Raw genomic sequence first — 17,094 nt, forward strand, 5'->3', positions numbered from 1 at the left:
CATTCCGGAAATCAAGTAGCGGAACAATTAAAAATAAGTCGTCATTCTGTTTCTAATTATGTAAGAAAATTTAATAAAGGTGGAATAGAAAATCTGTTATTAAGAAATTATAGAAGGTCAAATTAAATATGATCAGGTGAAGATATTTTGTTCGAATTTATTTTACATGTTGTTACTAATTTTATTATTGAAGGTTTGGCTCCACTGCATCAATAATAATTAATTAAATATAAGGTTAGAGATGAATGCTGGGTATCGAAATAAGTACTCAGCATTTTGTTTGCTATGGCGTATAAACATTCGGCAAAGTGGGCATAAAGATAATAACTCATTCGGTAATGTAATCATCGAGGTATCCCTCGATAAGTACTTTACCGAATAAATATGGCTAGAAAGGCTTGATATCAAGGGGTTTTCAAGTTGGCTTGTTTTAAAAAACGGAAAAGGTAAGAATTTCTTCGGTAAAGTGAGCAGTAGGGATAAAAATTTTTCGGTAAAGCAAGCAGTGTAAATTACGTAAAAAAACTGCTGCCATATGGACAGCAGCAGTTAGGCGGATTCATCACCAATCGAACCCACTAGTTTTTCTAATTCAACAAAAGGTGTAAGCCGGTATTCAATCTCATATTTCGCATGAAAAATATTCCAAATTGGAATTTTAAAAGGACTTTCTCTCTACCCTGTAGAAAACTCTAGTTATCACAGAACGTGGAGGGGTTATTATGGGTGATCAAGTCCTTACCTTGGATGTGGGACCATCGATGTTACTGTCCAAACTTATGGACGAAATCCGATTTGTGGAAATCATAAACGAGTCTCTGACTTGGGACCAGGAGCGATGTAGTCTTTCCCCGGGTACCAGGATCAAGGCCCTGATCCTTAACATCCTTTGCCAAGGGAATCCGTTATACAAAGTGAAGGAATTCTATGAAAAACAGGATATCGAATTCCTTTTTGGCCCGGACACAACTGCGGAACAATTCAATGATGACGCTCTTGGAAGAGCGCTTGACTACCTATATGAAGCCACGCCATGGAAGGTATATACACCTGTGGCCCTATCGGCCCTAAATAAGCTCAATATCACACTTGGCCTTCTTCACAATGATACAACGTCATTTTCCGTCTATGGGGAATATACTCCCAAATCTGAAACCGATCCCGAATCTGAAAAGATCCTTTCCGTCACCCGTGGATACAGTAAGGACCATCGTCCGGACCTTAAGCAGATCATGCTTGGCATGTCTGTCACCCCCGAGAGGATCCCTCTGCTCGCAAGAATGGAGAACGGCAACACTTCCGATGTAAAGTGGAACATGGAATTCATCAAAAAACTTCGGGAAGTCCTCACCAAGGAAGATTGGTCGAACCTCCTGTACCAGGCGGACTCTGCCCTCGTATTGAAGGAAAATCTCGATGGACTGGCAGACCATAAGCTTGATTTCCTTTCCCGTCTTCCTGACACATTCAGCCTTTCAAGCGAATTGAAAACCAACGCTTGGAAAGAGGGGAACTGGGTGGATGTCGGGAACTTGTCAGCTAAAAAAGACGGTGCACAGTATCGTTACCAGGCCTTTGAATGTGAACTTGAAGGGCGCACATACCGCTTCCTTGTGGTTCACTCGGACCAGCTCGGAAAGCAAAAGGCCAAACGGCTCGAGTCAGAAGTACAAAAGGAACACAAGCATCTCGCCAAATCAATTGAAAAGCTGTGCACAACCCCTTTCCATTGCAGGGAGGACGCACAGGAGGCTAGGGAAGATTTTGAAAAAAAGCATAAGGCGAAGCTTCATAAATACCGCTTGGACGTCACTGCCTCCGAAGAAACGGTTAAGCGTAGCCGCCGTGGACGTCCGAAAAAGGAAGAACAGGCTCTGACCGAGACAGTATACCGGATTACCCTTCAATCACTTCAAGAAAACCACGAAGAGATTGAGCACAGACTCCGGCTGATGAGCACCTTCATCCTCATGACCAACAGGATGGACAAATCAAAACTGCCGGATCTAGATATGCTTAAGTGCTACAAAGGTCAATCGGCAGCCGAGACGCGGTTCCGGCTGTTGAAGGAGGAGCAGATGATTGACGCTGTCTTTGTGAAGACCCCCGAAAGGATCGAAGCGCTCGGTATCGTCTATGTGATGGCCCTTCTCATCTACGGGATGCTTGAATACAGAGTCAGGACTGAGATGAAATTACAGGAAAAGCCCTTGATTCTTAAAGGGAACAGAAAGCTGTTTGAGCCGACAGGGAAAGCACTCCTAGAACAATTGCAGGATATTCGCTTCATCGTCATTCGCCAAGGTGGGCAGACGCTTCGCTATCTTCCGGATAATATCGGGGACGAGACAAAGAGAATCGTCAGCCTGGCAGGATATGATATGTCCATTTACGTGTCGAAATTTCAGGAAAAGGTAAAAGCCTAAATTGAAATTCTGAAGGAATGCCGCTAACCTGTCGAAACGAGACGATAATTAGGAGAAATACCAAAATATTGTCGGCTCAAATGGCAAAGCAGCAGCTTTTTAAAAATCAATAATCAAAAATTTGTCTAGGTCTGTATTTGACCTGCGAAATGTGAGTTTAAAAGGAGCATTCCTTGTATTAATGTCATCAAATGGATATTTTTGGAAGGTTTAATTGCTGTTGGAAAGATGCGTTTTCCTTTTTTCGGGGAATGATTAACTCAATGGTTTTTGATGATGGAGCTTTGAACTCTTCGAAGTTCTTATTCATTGTGGACACTTATACCATTTTTAAAGACCTGAAACTCCAATAATCGGTCAAACAGTTCCAACACGCCTTTGGATACAATGCTTTCATCTTGTTGAAAGACACCGAAGTAACCACTCTGGAATATCTCGTTGCATAAAGATTTCCTCCTTTCTTTTAGGTATCGCTTGTTGTTCATCAAGCATTATCATGATACCTTCGAACGTGTTTCGTTCGAAGAGGAGGTGAATTATTTTTGGGGGATTTAATTGTATAATTATGGTAATTATCTTGTGCTAATTTGTAAAATGTTTTTTTAAAAAGATTCTAAAATTATGGGGAAAAGGTGTTGGTAAAGGTAATCGGGGGGTTTGAGTATTGTTAACGTATTTATGAGTAAAAGTAGGAATATAAGTAAAAAGGTACAATTTGTATCATTCATTTGATTTTTTATAATCGGATGATATAATTTATATATAAGGAGTGGTTCTAATGAATAGAATATCTGTTGAACTCTTAGCTAATAAAGTAAAAGAGAAACGTGGGGAACGAACTCAAGGGGAAATTGAAACAATAACTGGTATTAATCGCCAAATTATTGGGAGGATAGAAAATGGTAAACATATACCTTCTGTTCCACAACTAAACGCGTTGCTAAACACGTTGGGAATCGATTTCCATGAAATAATTGAATCAAAAGAAAAAAGTGTGTTTGCAGCAATGATGGGCGAAGCTAAAACAGAGGCAGAAAAAGAAGGATTTGAAAAGATGATTTCTATGATGCTATGCCTTCGAAAGTACGAGCGATTAAGAGGGATAGGAAATGCCTAAGTTAACTGATAAGAATATCTTTGAAATTAAGGAACTTGTTAAAGAAAAGCGAGGACAATTGAATATTGGTATGGGGCCAATTGGGGAAAATATTTTTAAAATAGCTCGACAGTTAAATATAAAATTAGTATTTTTGCCAATTGATAATAAGGATAATCCTGATGATGCCTTTTCTGCGTTATATTTGGTTTCTAAAGAAACAAATAGGGATATTTCATTTATTGGCCTTAACACTTCACAACGACAAGATAGGCAAATTTTTTCCATTGCTCATGAATTATATCACCACTGGACAGGTACAACTCTATCGGTCTGCCATCTAGATGATGAAAAATCAGAATTAGTAGAATTAAAGGCAAATCGTTTTGCTGCAGAATTTCTATTACCTTATGAAACATTATTTTATGAGATTGGATTGAAGAACGAAGGGAAAAATAACTTATATAACTTTTCCTATGCAGGCCTTTTACGATTTATTGCATTGTTACATTGTGATTATAGGTTACCTTTTAAAGCAATCGTTCGTCGGTTACACGAGACCAAGGCTATCAACGAAACGCAACTTGAATTATTAAATAAAGAAAATAGTAGAGATCCAGAGGGATTATATTTTAAGATTGGTATAAGCCAAGATGAAAACGTATTCAAGAAACTAAATGAGCCGACATTTACTTCAGGTGTCGATGGTGAAAACATCGATTTAATGATCAACCTATTAGAAAATGGGACTGTAACATTAGAGGAACTTTCTGAAGATTTATCATTATTTGATAAAAATCTTGGGAACTTTGGATTAGAAGAGGATGTAGATCAAGAGGATTTGGATGAAATAAATGCCTTCTTAAAGGATTTTGAAAATGAAGCTGAATAAGGTAAATACTTCAAATCAAAACTCTGCCTTGGTATCTTTAATACAAGACAGTAATCAAATATTGCCTGTTGATGCAAATTTTTTTATTGCATTTGATCGCTCTAAGCTTTCTTCGAGTTTGCGTCCAATCGATTTTATTACATTTCAAAAAATGTGGATTAATCCATTGCTCTCTACTTTTCCGAATCTATCCATTCACGAATCTGTTTATGATGAAATTACTGTAAACTATTCAGCCCAAAAATTTATTGACAAGCAGATTGGAAAATATCAACAACCTCTATTGTTATCTGATTCAGAGTTAGATGAAAACGGAGAGATTGTTCGTGCATCGATTGAAAAGAAGATAGCAAAATATACACGGTATGAACCAGAAAAGGATAACGCAGATAACCGTGGGGAAGTGAAATCTCTCGCATATATCGCAACCAAAGGATTGCTTTATTTTTGTTCGCATGATTCCAATGCCTTAAAATTAATTGAAAAAGCAAGTGAATGGGATACTAACTTGGAAAGTGTAAATGCTATAAGGACGTACGAAATTCTATATTATCTACTAAAAGCAAAAGCGACATCTAAAGATGTGGTCCGGTTTTTGTATAAGTATTTGTACTACTCAACTAAGTCGGATAAAGCGGTGAATCCTGAATGGGGAATATTTATAAATGAAATGGATAACTTGTATGATGAATTAATTTCTACTTGTCCTGATTTCCCAGATATATCTGCTGTACAAGTTAATCCTTGATTTGTTGTTGCTCTATTTCTTTTTCGTCAACTTTGCTTAAAGTGATAAAAAGAGTATAATAATGATTTAGTAAAAGAAAGAAATGGAGTAGATCAGATGGTTCAATCGATCAATACAAAAGTTGATTTAGTTATGGATGCAACCTCCCATATAGGAATTGCTGATTATGGAAAAATCATGATCGGAGACAAAGGATTTGAATTCTTCAATAATCGTGATGCCCGCAAGTTTATTCAAATTCCTTGGGAAGAAGTTGATTACGTGATCGCTTCAATTATGTTCAAAGGGAAATGGATTCCACGTTATGCTATTCAAACTAAGCGAAATGGGACGTTTACGTTTTCTTCTAAAGAGCCGAAAAAAGTTTTGCGAGCAATCCGTGAATACGTTGATCCGAATCATATGGTTCAATCATTAAGTTTCTTTGATGTGATCAAACGCAGCTTGAAGGGTAAATTTAAACAATCATAATTTTACATTCAAGACAGGTTGGAACTTGCCTTTTTTTCTTGCTTAGTTTGGCACAGATCCAAAATGGTTAACTGACAAACTGTTAAAAAATTTAAAATACATTTTTTAAACTTTACACAAAGCTTCAAATAAATCTCTTGAAAGAAAAATATCCGATATGCTATAATCACTTTTGGAAGCTCATTAAAGTGATCCAGCAAACATTGATAAAGAATGTAGTTGATGCAGAGGCTGTTTGTTTAACACTCCATTTACAGCGTTTGCAAATCAATTTAAATAGCTAACGCCATTATTTTTTACGTGTTACTGATTCGATCAGGCATGAGTGAAAAGTATTGATTGAAATGAAGAATAAAGGGCATTCTATACCTATATCTTCATTAAATCGACTTTTTGCTCATGCCTTTTTATTGTCTTTATTGAAACTGTAACCGCTTTAGATGAGCTGAAAAGACTTTAGGAGTTTACCATGTTTATTTAAGCCCTAACAATCATAATAGGAGGTAAAAAGATGGTAGGAATTATCATTGCTAGTCACGGCGAATTTGCCAAGGGTATCTTGCAATCTGGATCGATGATCTTTGGAGAACAAGAAAATGTAAAAGCTGTTACATTGATGCCGAGCGAAGGACCTGATGATGTAAAGGCAAAAATGAAAGAAGCAATCGCCTCTTTCGATAACCAAGACGAAGTATTATTCTTAGTCGATCTTTGGGGTGGAACTCCTTTTAACCAAGCCAATAGCTTGCTTGAGGAACACGGAGGCAAATGGGCAATTGTTGCTGGTATGAACTTACCAATGGTGATTGAGGCTTATGCATCGCGCTTCTCAATGAACACAGCGCATGAAATTGCCGCACATATTTTGGGTACGGCGAAAGAAGGGGTTAAAGTAAAACCTGAAGAGCTAGAACCAGCACCAACATCTGCGACAGCTGCTGCAAAATCAGGAAATGCAGGTGCCCCTGGTAAGTTTGAATATGTGTTAGCACGTATCGACTCGCGGTTGCTTCACGGACAAGTAGCGACTGCTTGGACAAAAGCTACACAGCCTACACGTATTATCGTTGTATCTGATGCGGTAGCGAAGGATGACCTTCGTAAGAAATTGATCCAGCAGGCTGCTCCTCCAGGTGTAAAGGCACACGTTGTGCCTATCAGGAAAATGATTGAACTTGCAAAAGATGATCAACACTTTGGCGGCCAGCGCGCGTTACTTCTTTTCGAAAACCCACAAGATGCGCTTCGAGCGATTGAAGGTGGCGTCCCATTGAAGACAATTAACGTTGGTTCGATGGCACACTCACCTGGTAAAGTTCAACCAAATAAGGTGTTGGCCTTTAGCCAAGATGATATTGATACTTTCGCGAAGTTAAAAGAAGCTGGTTTGAATTTCGATGTACGGAAAGTTCCAAATGATTCAAAAGGCGACATGGACGAAATTCTCAAGAAGGCTCAAGAGGAGTTAAACAAACAAAAGTAATCCTAATTTTCAGAGAAAACGGAGGATAATAATCATGGATTTGAATATTATTCAAATAATTTTAGTCATTATCGTAGCATTTTTAGCTGGTATGGAAGGAATTTTGGATGAATTCCAATTCCACCAACCAATCATTGCTTGTACGTTAATCGGCTTAGTTACAGGAAACTTAGTACCAGCACTTATCTTAGGCGGTACCCTTCAATTGATCGCTTTAGGCTGGGCAAATATCGGTGCTGCCGTAGCGCCAGATGCTGCGTTAGCATCCGTTGCATCTGCCATTATTTTAGTTTTAAGTGGACAAGGTCAAGCTGGCGTGGCTTCTGCGATTGCGATTGCAATTCCGCTTGCAGTTGCAGGATTATTGTTGACAATCATCGTCCGTACGCTTGCAACAGGGTTGGTACATTTAATGGATGCTGCAGCTAGAGAAGGAAACATCAGAAGAGTTGAACTATGGCACATCGTTGCGATCGGCTTGCAAGGGTTACGTATTGCAATCCCGGCTGCATTAGTTTTAGCGATTGGTGCAGGTCCGGTTAGAAGCTTGCTTGAATCGATGCCAGCTTGGTTGACTAGCGGTTTAGCAATCGGTGGGGGAATGGTTGTAGCCGTTGGTTATGCAATGGTTATTAACATGATGGCTACAAAAGAAGTATGGCCATTCTTCGTGCTTGGTTTCATATTAGCGACTGTTTCACAAATCACACTTATTGGTCTTGGGGGTATCGGTGTGGCTCTTGCCCTTATCTATTTAGCGCTTTCGAAACAAGGCGGTTCAGGTAATGGCGGAAACTCAAACACTGGTGATCCACTAGGCGATATAATCGATAGTTACTAAGAAGGAGGCGGACATAGAAATGGCACAAGAATTGAAATTATCAAAAAAAGATCGTATTTCTGTTTGGTGGCGTTCAACTTTCATCCAAGGCTCTTGGAACTACGAACGTATGCAAAACGGCGGTTGGGCATTTTCAATGATTCCCGCAATCAAAAAATTATATAAAACAAAAGAAGATCGTGCTGATGCACTAAAACGCCACTTAGAATTCTTTAATACCCACCCATATGTAGCTTCACCTGTTATTGGTGTAACTTTAGCACTTGAAGAAGAACGTGCAAATGGTGCGCCGGTTGACGACACAGCCATCCAAGGGGTCAAAGTCGGTATGATGGGGCCTTTAGCCGGTATCGGGGATCCTGTTTTCTGGTTCACGGTTAGACCAATCCTTGGTGCGTTAGCGGCTTCTCTTGCTTTGACCGGTAACATCCTCGGGCCGATTCTTTTCTTCGTTTTATGGAATCTTATCCGTATGGGATTCACGTGGTATACGCAAGAATTTGGTTATAAAGCTGGTTCTAAAATTTCTGATGACTTATCTGGCGGCTTGCTTCGAGATATTACAAAAGGTGCATCAATCCTTGGTATGTTTATCCTTGGTGCATTAGTAAACCGTTGGGTGTCCGTAAAATTCACGCCAGTTGTATCTTCAGTTAAACTTTCCAAAGGTGCTTATATTGACTGGAGTAATTTACCTGCTGGAGCGCAAGGGATTAAATCTGCGTTACAACAGCAAGCTGCTGGTCTTTCATTAGAACCTGTTAAAGTAACGACTTTACAAAACAACTTGGATAGTTTAATTCCTGGTTTAGCTGGATTGTTGATAACGCTTCTTTGCATGTGGTTGCTTAAGAAGAAAGTTTCTCCAATCGTTATGATTCTTGGGTTGTTCGTGGTTGGTATCGTCTTCCACTTACTAAACTTAATGTAATCAGCTTTTTTTAAAGATCAAATGTAAGCTGAAAATAGAACAGCACCTCCTGAGATGATAAATCTATCAATTTAAGGAGGTGCTTTTCATATTCAAAACAACCAGAAACACAAGTGACAACTAATAACTAAAATTTTAGGAGGCTGCTATGCTGACGATTGGTTATATTGGAAATGGGAAAAGCACTAACAGATATCATTTGCCGTTCGTCCTGCAAAGAGGGAATATAAAGGTAAAAACAATTTATCAAAGAAATCCTGCGCATGAAAGTTGGGATCGAATTGCAGGAGTCAATTATACTTCTGATTTAAATGAACTATTACATGACAACGACATTCAACTCATTGTGATTTGCACAAGACTTGACAGTCATTATGAATACGCAAAATTAGTATTGGAACATAATAAAAACTGTTTGGTTGAAAAGCCATTTATGGAAACGTCAGAACAGGCAAAAGAACTATTTGCAATGGCAAGAGAGAAAGGATTAATTGTTCAGGCGTATCAAAACAGGCGTTTTGATAGTGATTTTTTAACCGTTCAAAAAGTCATTGAAGAAGGGAAAATAGGAGACTTGCTGGAAGTGGAGATGCATTTTGACTATTATCGTCCCGAAGTACCAGAGTCTGTTCATTCTTTTGATCCTGTTTCGTCCTTTTTATATGGACATGGCTGTCATACACTTGATCAGGTTATCAGCTATTTTGGGAAACCGGATCATATCCATTACGATGTAAGGCAATTATTAGGGCAAGGAAGAATGAATGATTTTTTTGATTTGGATTTATATTACGGTCAAGTAAAAGTCTCTGTTAAATCAAGTTATTTTAGACTTAAAGAAAGACCAAGCTTCGTCATTTATGGCAAAAAGGGATGCTTTGTAAAAGAAACCAAAGATCGGCAGGAAGAACATTTAAAGTTATTTTACATGCCGGATAACAAAGATTTTGGTGTCGATACATTACAACAGTATGGTGTACTGACCTATATGGACGAAGAAGGTACAATCCACGAAGAAAAAGTGAAATCCGTTAATGGCGATTATGGAAGAGTATATGATGATTTATATGACGCCATCATCAATGGTAAAGATAAGACCATAACAGACGAACAGACACTGCTGCAAATGGAAATATTAGAAACTGGAGTTAAAAACTTAAAGTAAAATGAACGGCTGATTCTGTTGCGAGGTTACTTCATTTAAAATCAAAAACCTCGATTTACCGCGTATTATTATCAAAATAGATAATTTTTTAAATCGAGAATGCCTTCCGTTTGTTTGATGGGAGGTCTTTTTTTGCGTAAAAATCAAGAAACTGAAATATTCCAATTTAAATGTAATTGAAAAATTTATAAATTTCAAAAAGTTATTGTACAATTTAATAAAAAGGATGATTTGTTTAAAGGAGTGGTTGAAATAGGATGCAAGTAGATGATTTGAAAACGAAAGATCAAAAAAGTCGCGAGTTGGTTTCGAATTGGATGACCGCTAATCCCTTTACTGTTCAGCCGCAGCAAACAGTAAGAGAAGCGATTGCAATCATCCAAGCTTACCGAATTGGCTATCTGCCTGTGGTTGATGAAGAGAATCGTGTGCAGGGTTTGCTAACGACAGCACGGTTGGTCACGTCTCTATTGGAAGGAGCTGCCCCTGATTGGTTTGTTGCAAACGTGATGAAGCAGCCAGTCGTTACAATTGGCGAAAATGAATATATCGAAAAAGCGAGCAAAATTCCGGTGGGATGTTTGCCGGTATTGAACGAAACCGGGAAATTAGCTGGGATTCTGACAAAAACCGATATTCTGAATTCGTATAAATTTCAGTTAGAAAAAATGAAAGAGTCCCTTCATTCGGCAGAAATTTTGAACACAATTTTGGAATCGGCCTATGAAGGAATTGTTGTTACAAATGAAAACGCTATCATAATTGAGATTAATGATGCATACTGTCGGATTGTTGGAAAACAGCGGGATGAAGTAATTGGTACACCCGTTACGGAAATTATCGAAAATACACGGTTGCATATCGTACTGCAAACAGGGGTTGCAGAAAAAGGATATATTCAGCGGATCCATGGTCATGATATGGTTGTTCACCGGATTCCGATTTGGAAAGATGGAAGAGTGATTGGGGCAATCGGAATGCTTATTTTTGAAGGTGTTAAAGATCTTTATTCGATTCTCGAGCGGTCGCAAGTATTGTCACGGCAACGAACGGAAGACAATCAGGCTGCTAAACGAAAAGATGCAATCACAAGTAGTATCGATCAAATTTTAGGACAAAGCGAGGAAATTGAGCGGGTGAAACGAATGGCCCGCAAAGCGGCAAGAACGCCTTCAACTGTCCTGATTACAGGGGAAAGTGGGACAGGGAAGGAAATGTTTGCAAAAGCGATCCACGAATTAAGCACCTATTCGAAAGGCGAGTTTATCAGCGTGAATTGTGCGGCAATTCCGGAGCATCTCCTTGAAGCCGAATTGTTTGGCTATGAAGACGGTGCTTTCACAGGGGCGAAAAAAGGCGGAAAACCCGGGAAATTTGAACTTGCTCATAAAGGGACAATTTTCCTCGATGAAATTGGTGATATGCCGCCACTGATGCAGTCAAAAATCCTTCGCGTCCTCCAAGAAAAAGAAGTAGAGCGGGTAGGCGGGGTCGTAAAGCATTTTGTCGACGTGCGAATTATTGCAGCGACCAATCGCAGTTTGGAATCGATGGTACAAGATGGAACGTTTCGTGAAGATCTCTATTATCGGTTAAATATTATCCGCTTGCAGATACCACCGCTAAGAGAACGTCGAAAAGATATTCCAATGCTGTTACAGCACCATCTTTTTCAAATTTGCAAAAAATTTACGATTGAACCAAAAACACTTTCCGATGGAGCTTTAGCAATGTTAAGGAACTACAGTTGGCCGGGAAATGTGAGAGAGCTTCAGAATACGGTTGAAATGCTTGTCAGTCTGGCGGAGTCAAACGTTATTCTTGCAGATGAACTATCAGAAAAATTCACCAAAAATGTTTATGTGAATGATTCCTTATCACCGAAAAAAGCAAGGATGAAAGATGCTGTTTTAGAAAAAGAAAAAGAACTGATTATAAAAACACTTCTTGAAACGAGCGGAAATAAAGCTGCAGCGGCAAGAAAACTTGGAATTCGCCGGTCGACGCTTTATGAAAAATTAAAAAAACACGGAATTGCGAATGACTGTCCAATAAAACAGACATAATCCGTACACAAGTGTCTATTTTTACGGACACCCCCCTACCAAAACCACAGCAACAGCTTTTTTGAAAATTGGCACAAATCTTGCATTAATAAAAGGGAACACAAAGGAGGGGGATAAAATGAAAGGGTTTTCAGAATTTCGGATGCCAAAAGCCGTTTTTTACGGGAATCATGCTTTATCAAAATTAGGAGAGCAAGCCGCATTGCTTGGGAAAAAAGCACTTCTTATCAGTGACCGGATCATGGAGAAGATTGGGAACCTCGAAAAATGCCAGAACTATCTAGAAGAAGCAGGCGTATCTTATGCAAATTATAATGAGGTAAACACCGAACCGACCGATGTCCATGTTGCAGAAGCTTTAACAATTTTTCAAAAACAACAATGCGATCTTATTGTTGCGATCGGGGGAGGCAGCTGCCTGGATGTTGCCAAGGCTGTTGCTGTTGTTTCCACAAATGGCGGTTATATTGGTGATTATATGGGTGGAAAAAAACCTATAAAAGAGAATCCGATTCCATTTATTACAATTCCGACAACCGCGGGAACAGGATCTGAAGTCACGAGTGTAACCGTGATTGCCAATACAAAAGAAGACATTAAAATGATGATCAAACATCCGGCCTTTATCCCAACGGTGGCCATTGTTGATCCAATTTTAACGTACTCTGCACCGCCAAGTGTTACCGCAGCTACAGGAGTTGATGCGCTATGTCACGCCCTCGAAGCGTATATTTCACGGGTTTCTCAGCCATTGACGGATCATCTGGCTCTTTCCGCAATCGAAATGATCATGACCCATCTTCGTACAGCCTACATAAACGGTGCTGACAGCGAAGCAAGAGAAAAGATGGCTCTGGCCTCCATGCAGGCGGGACTGGCGTTTACGAATGCGTCTGTGACCCTTGTCCACGGAATGTCCCGTCCAATTGGCGCCTTGTTTCATGTTCCGCATGGCATTTCAAATGCAATGCTGCTCCCGCCAATTCTTGAATTTACAAAAGAGAGTGCAGTTGAGCGGCTTGCAGCAATTGGGCGAATCCTTCGTCCAGATTTGAAAGCGCTTCAAAACAAGGAGATTGCCAATGTCGTAGTAAATGAGATTAAAAAACTTTGCAATGATTTAAACATCCCGAATATGAAAACGTATGGAATTGATCAAGATCAATTTGATCAAGTTGTCGAGAAAATGGCTGCAGATGCCATAGCAAGCGGAAGTCCGGGCAACAATCCGCGTATACCAAGCCATGAAGAAATTGTTGAGCTGTACCATGTTTGTTATGACTATGATTTTACGGTCAGCGAACCAGAAGTGTCGGCGAAATAATCGTTAAAAAATTTAAGTAGAGTTCATCGAAGCCGTTTCTGTTTAGTGAAGAGAACAGAGGATAAACGGAAATGGAAAATGAGTGAAGTAGAGTGGATCGAAATCATTTCTGCTTAGTGAAGAGAGGGGAATATAGCAATGTCAATCATAACGGAAACGAAAACACTAAAAAACTTTATCGGAGGACAGTGGGTTGAATCGTTGTCAGGTAAAACAGAGGTTGTTCCGAACCCGGCTACAGGCGAAATCCTTGCCCATGTCCCAATCTCCAATCGCGAAGACTTAGATAAGGCTGTGGCGGCAGCGAAAGAGGCTTTTACAACCTGGAGTAAAGTTGCTGTTCCAAGACGTGCCCGTATTTTGTTTCGCTATCAGCAATTGCTTGTTGAACACTGGGAAGAGCTTGCAAAATTGGTCACAGTGGAGAACGGCAAAAATTTTGAAGAAGCATACGGAGAAGTTCAGCGCGGGATCGAGTGCGTTGAGTTTGCCGCGGGGGCGCCAACGTTAATGATGGGCACACAGCTTCCGGATATTGCCACTTCCATCGAATCAGGAATGTATCGCTATCCAATTGGTGTTGTCGGCGGGATTACACCATTTAACTTCCCGATGATGGTCCCGGCCTGGATGTTCCCGCTTGCGATTGCATGCGGAAATACATTTATTTTAAAACCTTCTGAACGGACGCCAATGCTTGCGAATCGCTTGGCCGAGTTATTTAAAGAAGCAGGGCTGCCGGACGGGGTATTGAACATTGTCCATGGCGCTCACGAAGTGGTGAACGGAATTCTTGAACATGAAGATATAAAAGCTGTTTCGTTTGTCGGTTCGCAGCCTGTTGCTGAGTATGTTTATAAGACGGCTGCAGCCAATGGCAAGCGTGTCCAGGCGCTGGCCGGTGCAAAAAATCATACGATTGTTCTGCCGGATGCCGACCTTGATGCGGCGGTATCTAATATTATGGGGGCGGCTTTTGGTTCTGCAGGGGAACGCTGTATGGCGTGTTCAGTTGTTGTGGCTGTTGGTGATATTGCAGACAAATTGGTTGAACGCCTTGCAAAGGCTTCGGATGATTTGACAATTGGAAATGGTCTTGAAAAAGGCGTTTTCTTAGGGCCGGTGATCCGCAAGTCTCATAAAGAACGAACCATCCGATACATTGAAAGCGGAGAAGAAGAAGGGGCAAAATTGATTCGCGATGGCCGCAATGATCCGGAAACAGCCGAACAAGGGTATTTTGTTGGGCCAACCATTTTTGACAATGTCACGACCGACATGAAAATTTGGAAAGATGAAATTTTTGCACCGGTTCTATCGGTTATTCGCGCGGATAGTTTAACCGAAGCGATTGAAATTGCCAATAAGTCCGATTTTGCAAATGGCGCATGCCTGTTTACAGATAGTGCAAAAGCAATTAAACAATTCCGTGATGAAATCGATGCAGGCATGCTTGGCGTTAATTTGGGTGTACCAGCACCAATGGCGTTTTTCCCATTCTCGGGTTATAAAAAATCGTTCTATGGTGATTTGCATGCAAATGGCCGAGACGGTGTTGAATTTTATACTCGTAAAAAAATGCTGACGGCGCGCCATTAAAAAGGGAGGCAGCATGATGGAACATTGATTGTGCTGCCGTTCTTTTGCTGCATTGTTTTAAAAACAAAGTGGAGGGGTTTTATGTCAACCATGTCGGGTGAGCAAAAAAAGATACCAATAAAAGCAATTTTAGGTGGAATCGGCGGAAGTGTCCTTGAATGGTATGATTTCTTTTTATACGGAACAGCAGCATCATTAGTTTTCCCACATCTATTTTTCCCCAACATGAGCAACTTTGCCGGACTTTTACTTTCGTACACAACTTTTGCCACTGCTTTCTTATCAAGACCTTTCGGATCGATGATTTTTGCGAGAATAGGCGACCGTGTCGGCAGAAAAACAACGTTGGTTATCACTACTTTGATGATGGGGATCGGTACGGCTTTAATGGGGGTTTTGCCAGGATTTCAGTCGATAGGGTATTGGGCTCCGATTCTGTTGACATTTTTACGGCTGATTCAAGGAATCGCTCTTGGCGGTGAGTGGGGAGGGGGAATGCTGTTAGTCACAGAAAGTGCTCCGGAACATAAAAGAGGTTTTTATGGAAGCCTTCCGCAAATGGGGTTGCCAATTGGATTGCTGTTAGGCGGAATTGCTTTTCAACTCGTGAACCCGAATAGTCCTGGTTTCTTAACGTTCGGATGGAGAATTCCGTTTCTTTTTACGATAGTGCTCGTTGCCATTGTATTATTTTTCACGCGCGGTCTTGAGGATTCCGAGGAATTTACAGAAACCAAAAATGCTGAAAACCTTTCGGAGGCACCATTAAAAGAAGTGTTTACCCTTCATTGGCGGCCGCTTCTGAAAGTCATTGGCACGAGGATTGCAGAAAATGCCTCGTATTATGTTTTAACAACTTATATGCTGACATATGTTACAACCGTGCTCGGATATTCCAAAGGTTCAGCGATTAACGCAACAAATATTGCGGCGTTCATTACCATATTTACAATACCGTTTATTGGTTATTTGTCTGACAAGATTGGCAAACGGGTTATTTATATTTTTGGATCATTTGGTCTTGCTGTCTTTGCGTTTCCTTATTATTATTTCATGGGATCATCCCAAACTGGAATGCTTGTGATGGTGACGATTAGCCTTGCTGTTGTATGGGGAGCGATGTATGCCGTTCAGGGCGGTTTGTATTCGGGAATGTTCCCTACAGAGGTGCGCTATACAGGCATGTCGTTTGGCTACCAAACGGCCGGGATAATAGCTGGCGGTCCTGCTCCATTTATTGCCGCCTTTTTAACCCATCAGTTTAACAGTTTTATCCCAATTGCTTTGTACTTGGTCGTTATTGGGGTTGTTTCCGGGATCTCTGCAATTTTAATGAAAAAAGAAGAACGTGCGAAGGCGGTTTCCCAAGCTGCATCGTAAAAGTGTTTTCCAAGGTGAAATCATAATCTTTGCAAAATTAAGCAAGCCTTCCGCCGGTTTAGTGAACTGGCGGGAGGCTTTTTTAGGTTAGGATCATCCACTGACAGAGATGATCAATTAAAAAACGTATAAAACAGTTAAATCATGGTCATGATTATACAAGGGAGGTCTGGTTATGAGACATTTAGGAATATTGCTGGTAAAATTCGTATCATGTTTAATTGCCTTTTCAGTTGGTCTGGATTTGTTTTTTAATGCCGATGTTACAGACATTGTCACGTTCAGTTTAGCTGTCACCATTATCTCGTATTTAATCGGTGACCGAATTCTTTTGCCAAGGATTGGGCAAAGTAACGCACTTGTTGCTGATTTTTTCCTTGTTTACTTAAGTGTGTGGTTATTCGGTTCCGTCCTTTTGCCTGACGGTTATTTGCAAATTGCCTGGGGAAGTATTATTTCTGCGGTGATTCTCACTGGGGCAGAAGCCTTTGTCCATTGGTTTTTGGTGAATCGCCTGGTTGCCGATCGGGATGAAAGACGGAATCACTATCAAGCGAATCCAAAGCTTGCCTATGGTGTCGAAATGGCTGAAGAAGTGGATCCACTAGAGAAAAAGAAGGAATAAGGCTCTCCTAAAAGGCAGGGAGCCTTATTTTGTTTACAAACGAATCC

The 17,094-nt window shown here is 40.3% G+C and carries 15 protein-coding genes and 1 pseudogene; all 16 read left to right on the forward strand.

Translation table 11 applies throughout. The features are described from left to right. The coding region (locus ACQYAD_RS02585) for a helix-turn-helix domain-containing protein (RefSeq protein ID WP_430235497.1) at nt 1-126 on the forward strand (126 nt) is incomplete at its 5' end. Nucleotides 127-722: 596 nt separating this feature from the next. Continuing rightward, nucleotides 723-2,426, forward strand: a complete 1,704-nt coding sequence (locus ACQYAD_RS02590; protein WP_430235220.1) for an IS1634 family transposase — start codon at nt 723-725, stop codon at nt 2,424-2,426. Between the two features lie 778 nt (nt 2,427-3,204). Next, entirely contained in the window at nt 3,205-3,543 is a 339-nt protein-coding gene (locus ACQYAD_RS02595; protein WP_430235222.1) for a helix-turn-helix transcriptional regulator, read from the forward strand. Next, nucleotides 3,536-4,414: an ImmA/IrrE family metallo-endopeptidase gene (locus ACQYAD_RS02600; protein ID WP_430235224.1), complete on the forward strand. Its 879-nt coding sequence runs from the start codon at nt 3,536-3,538 to the stop codon at nt 4,412-4,414. The genes ACQYAD_RS02595 and ACQYAD_RS02600 overlap by 8 nt, the downstream gene beginning before the upstream one ends. Further along, on the forward strand, nt 4,401-5,162 hold the full coding sequence (locus ACQYAD_RS02605; RefSeq protein ID WP_430235226.1) for a hypothetical protein: 762 nt from the start codon (nt 4,401-4,403) through the stop codon (nt 5,160-5,162). Before ACQYAD_RS02600 ends, ACQYAD_RS02605 begins: the two co-directional genes overlap by 14 nt. Nucleotides 5,163-5,258: 96 nt before the next feature. Further along, on the forward strand, nt 5,259-5,633 hold the full coding sequence (locus ACQYAD_RS02610) for a DUF956 family protein (protein ID WP_430235229.1): 375 nt from the start codon (nt 5,259-5,261) through the stop codon (nt 5,631-5,633). 131 nt (nt 5,634-5,764) lie between these two features. Then, nucleotides 5,765-5,917 (forward strand): annotated as a pseudogene (locus ACQYAD_RS02615) (PRD domain-containing protein); the annotation flags it as partial. A gap of 227 nt (nt 5,918-6,144) precedes the next feature. Further along, on the forward strand, nt 6,145-7,116 hold the full coding sequence (locus tag ACQYAD_RS02620; RefSeq protein ID WP_430235231.1) for a mannose/fructose/sorbose PTS transporter subunit IIA: 972 nt from the start codon (nt 6,145-6,147) through the stop codon (nt 7,114-7,116). A 34-nt stretch (nt 7,117-7,150) separates the two neighbouring features. Continuing rightward, nucleotides 7,151-7,957: a PTS mannose/fructose/sorbose transporter subunit IIC gene (locus ACQYAD_RS02625; protein WP_430235233.1), complete on the forward strand. Its 807-nt coding sequence runs from the start codon at nt 7,151-7,153 to the stop codon at nt 7,955-7,957. 19 nt (nt 7,958-7,976) lie between these two features. Continuing rightward, nucleotides 7,977-8,888 (forward strand): PTS system mannose/fructose/sorbose family transporter subunit IID, encoded by a 912-nt coding sequence (locus tag ACQYAD_RS02630; protein ID WP_430235235.1) that lies wholly within the window; start codon nt 7,977-7,979, stop codon nt 8,886-8,888. Between the two features lie 148 nt (nt 8,889-9,036). Then, the gene (locus ACQYAD_RS02635) at nt 9,037-10,053 is read left to right on the forward strand and encodes an oxidoreductase (RefSeq protein ID WP_430235237.1); all 1,017 of its coding nucleotides are present in this window, start codon (nt 9,037-9,039) and stop codon (nt 10,051-10,053) included. A gap of 257 nt (nt 10,054-10,310) precedes the next feature. Next, nucleotides 10,311-12,119: a sigma 54-interacting transcriptional regulator gene (locus ACQYAD_RS02640; protein WP_430235239.1), complete on the forward strand. Its 1,809-nt coding sequence runs from the start codon at nt 10,311-10,313 to the stop codon at nt 12,117-12,119. 118 nt (nt 12,120-12,237) lie between these two features. Further along, a complete protein-coding gene (locus tag ACQYAD_RS02645; protein ID WP_430235241.1) occupies nt 12,238-13,443 on the forward strand; it encodes an iron-containing alcohol dehydrogenase in 1,206 nt (401 codons plus the stop codon). Between the two features lie 138 nt (nt 13,444-13,581). Beyond that, a complete protein-coding gene (locus tag ACQYAD_RS02650; protein WP_430235244.1) occupies nt 13,582-15,042 on the forward strand; it encodes a CoA-acylating methylmalonate-semialdehyde dehydrogenase in 1,461 nt (486 codons plus the stop codon). 81 nt (nt 15,043-15,123) lie between these two features. Further along, nucleotides 15,124-16,422 carry an MFS transporter gene (locus ACQYAD_RS02655; RefSeq protein WP_430235246.1) on the forward strand — a complete coding sequence of 433 codons (1,299 nt, stop codon included), beginning with the start codon at nt 15,124-15,126 and terminating at the stop codon, nt 16,420-16,422. A gap of 175 nt (nt 16,423-16,597) precedes the next feature. Further along, entirely contained in the window at nt 16,598-17,047 is a 450-nt protein-coding gene (locus ACQYAD_RS02660) for a YndM family protein (protein WP_430235249.1), read from the forward strand. The last annotated feature ends 47 nt before the right edge of the window (nt 17,048-17,094 follow it).

The sequence above is a fragment of the Neobacillus sp. SM06 genome (assembly GCF_050496765.1).
Classification (GTDB): domain Bacteria; phylum Bacillota; class Bacilli; order Bacillales; family Cytobacillaceae; genus JAEVLT01.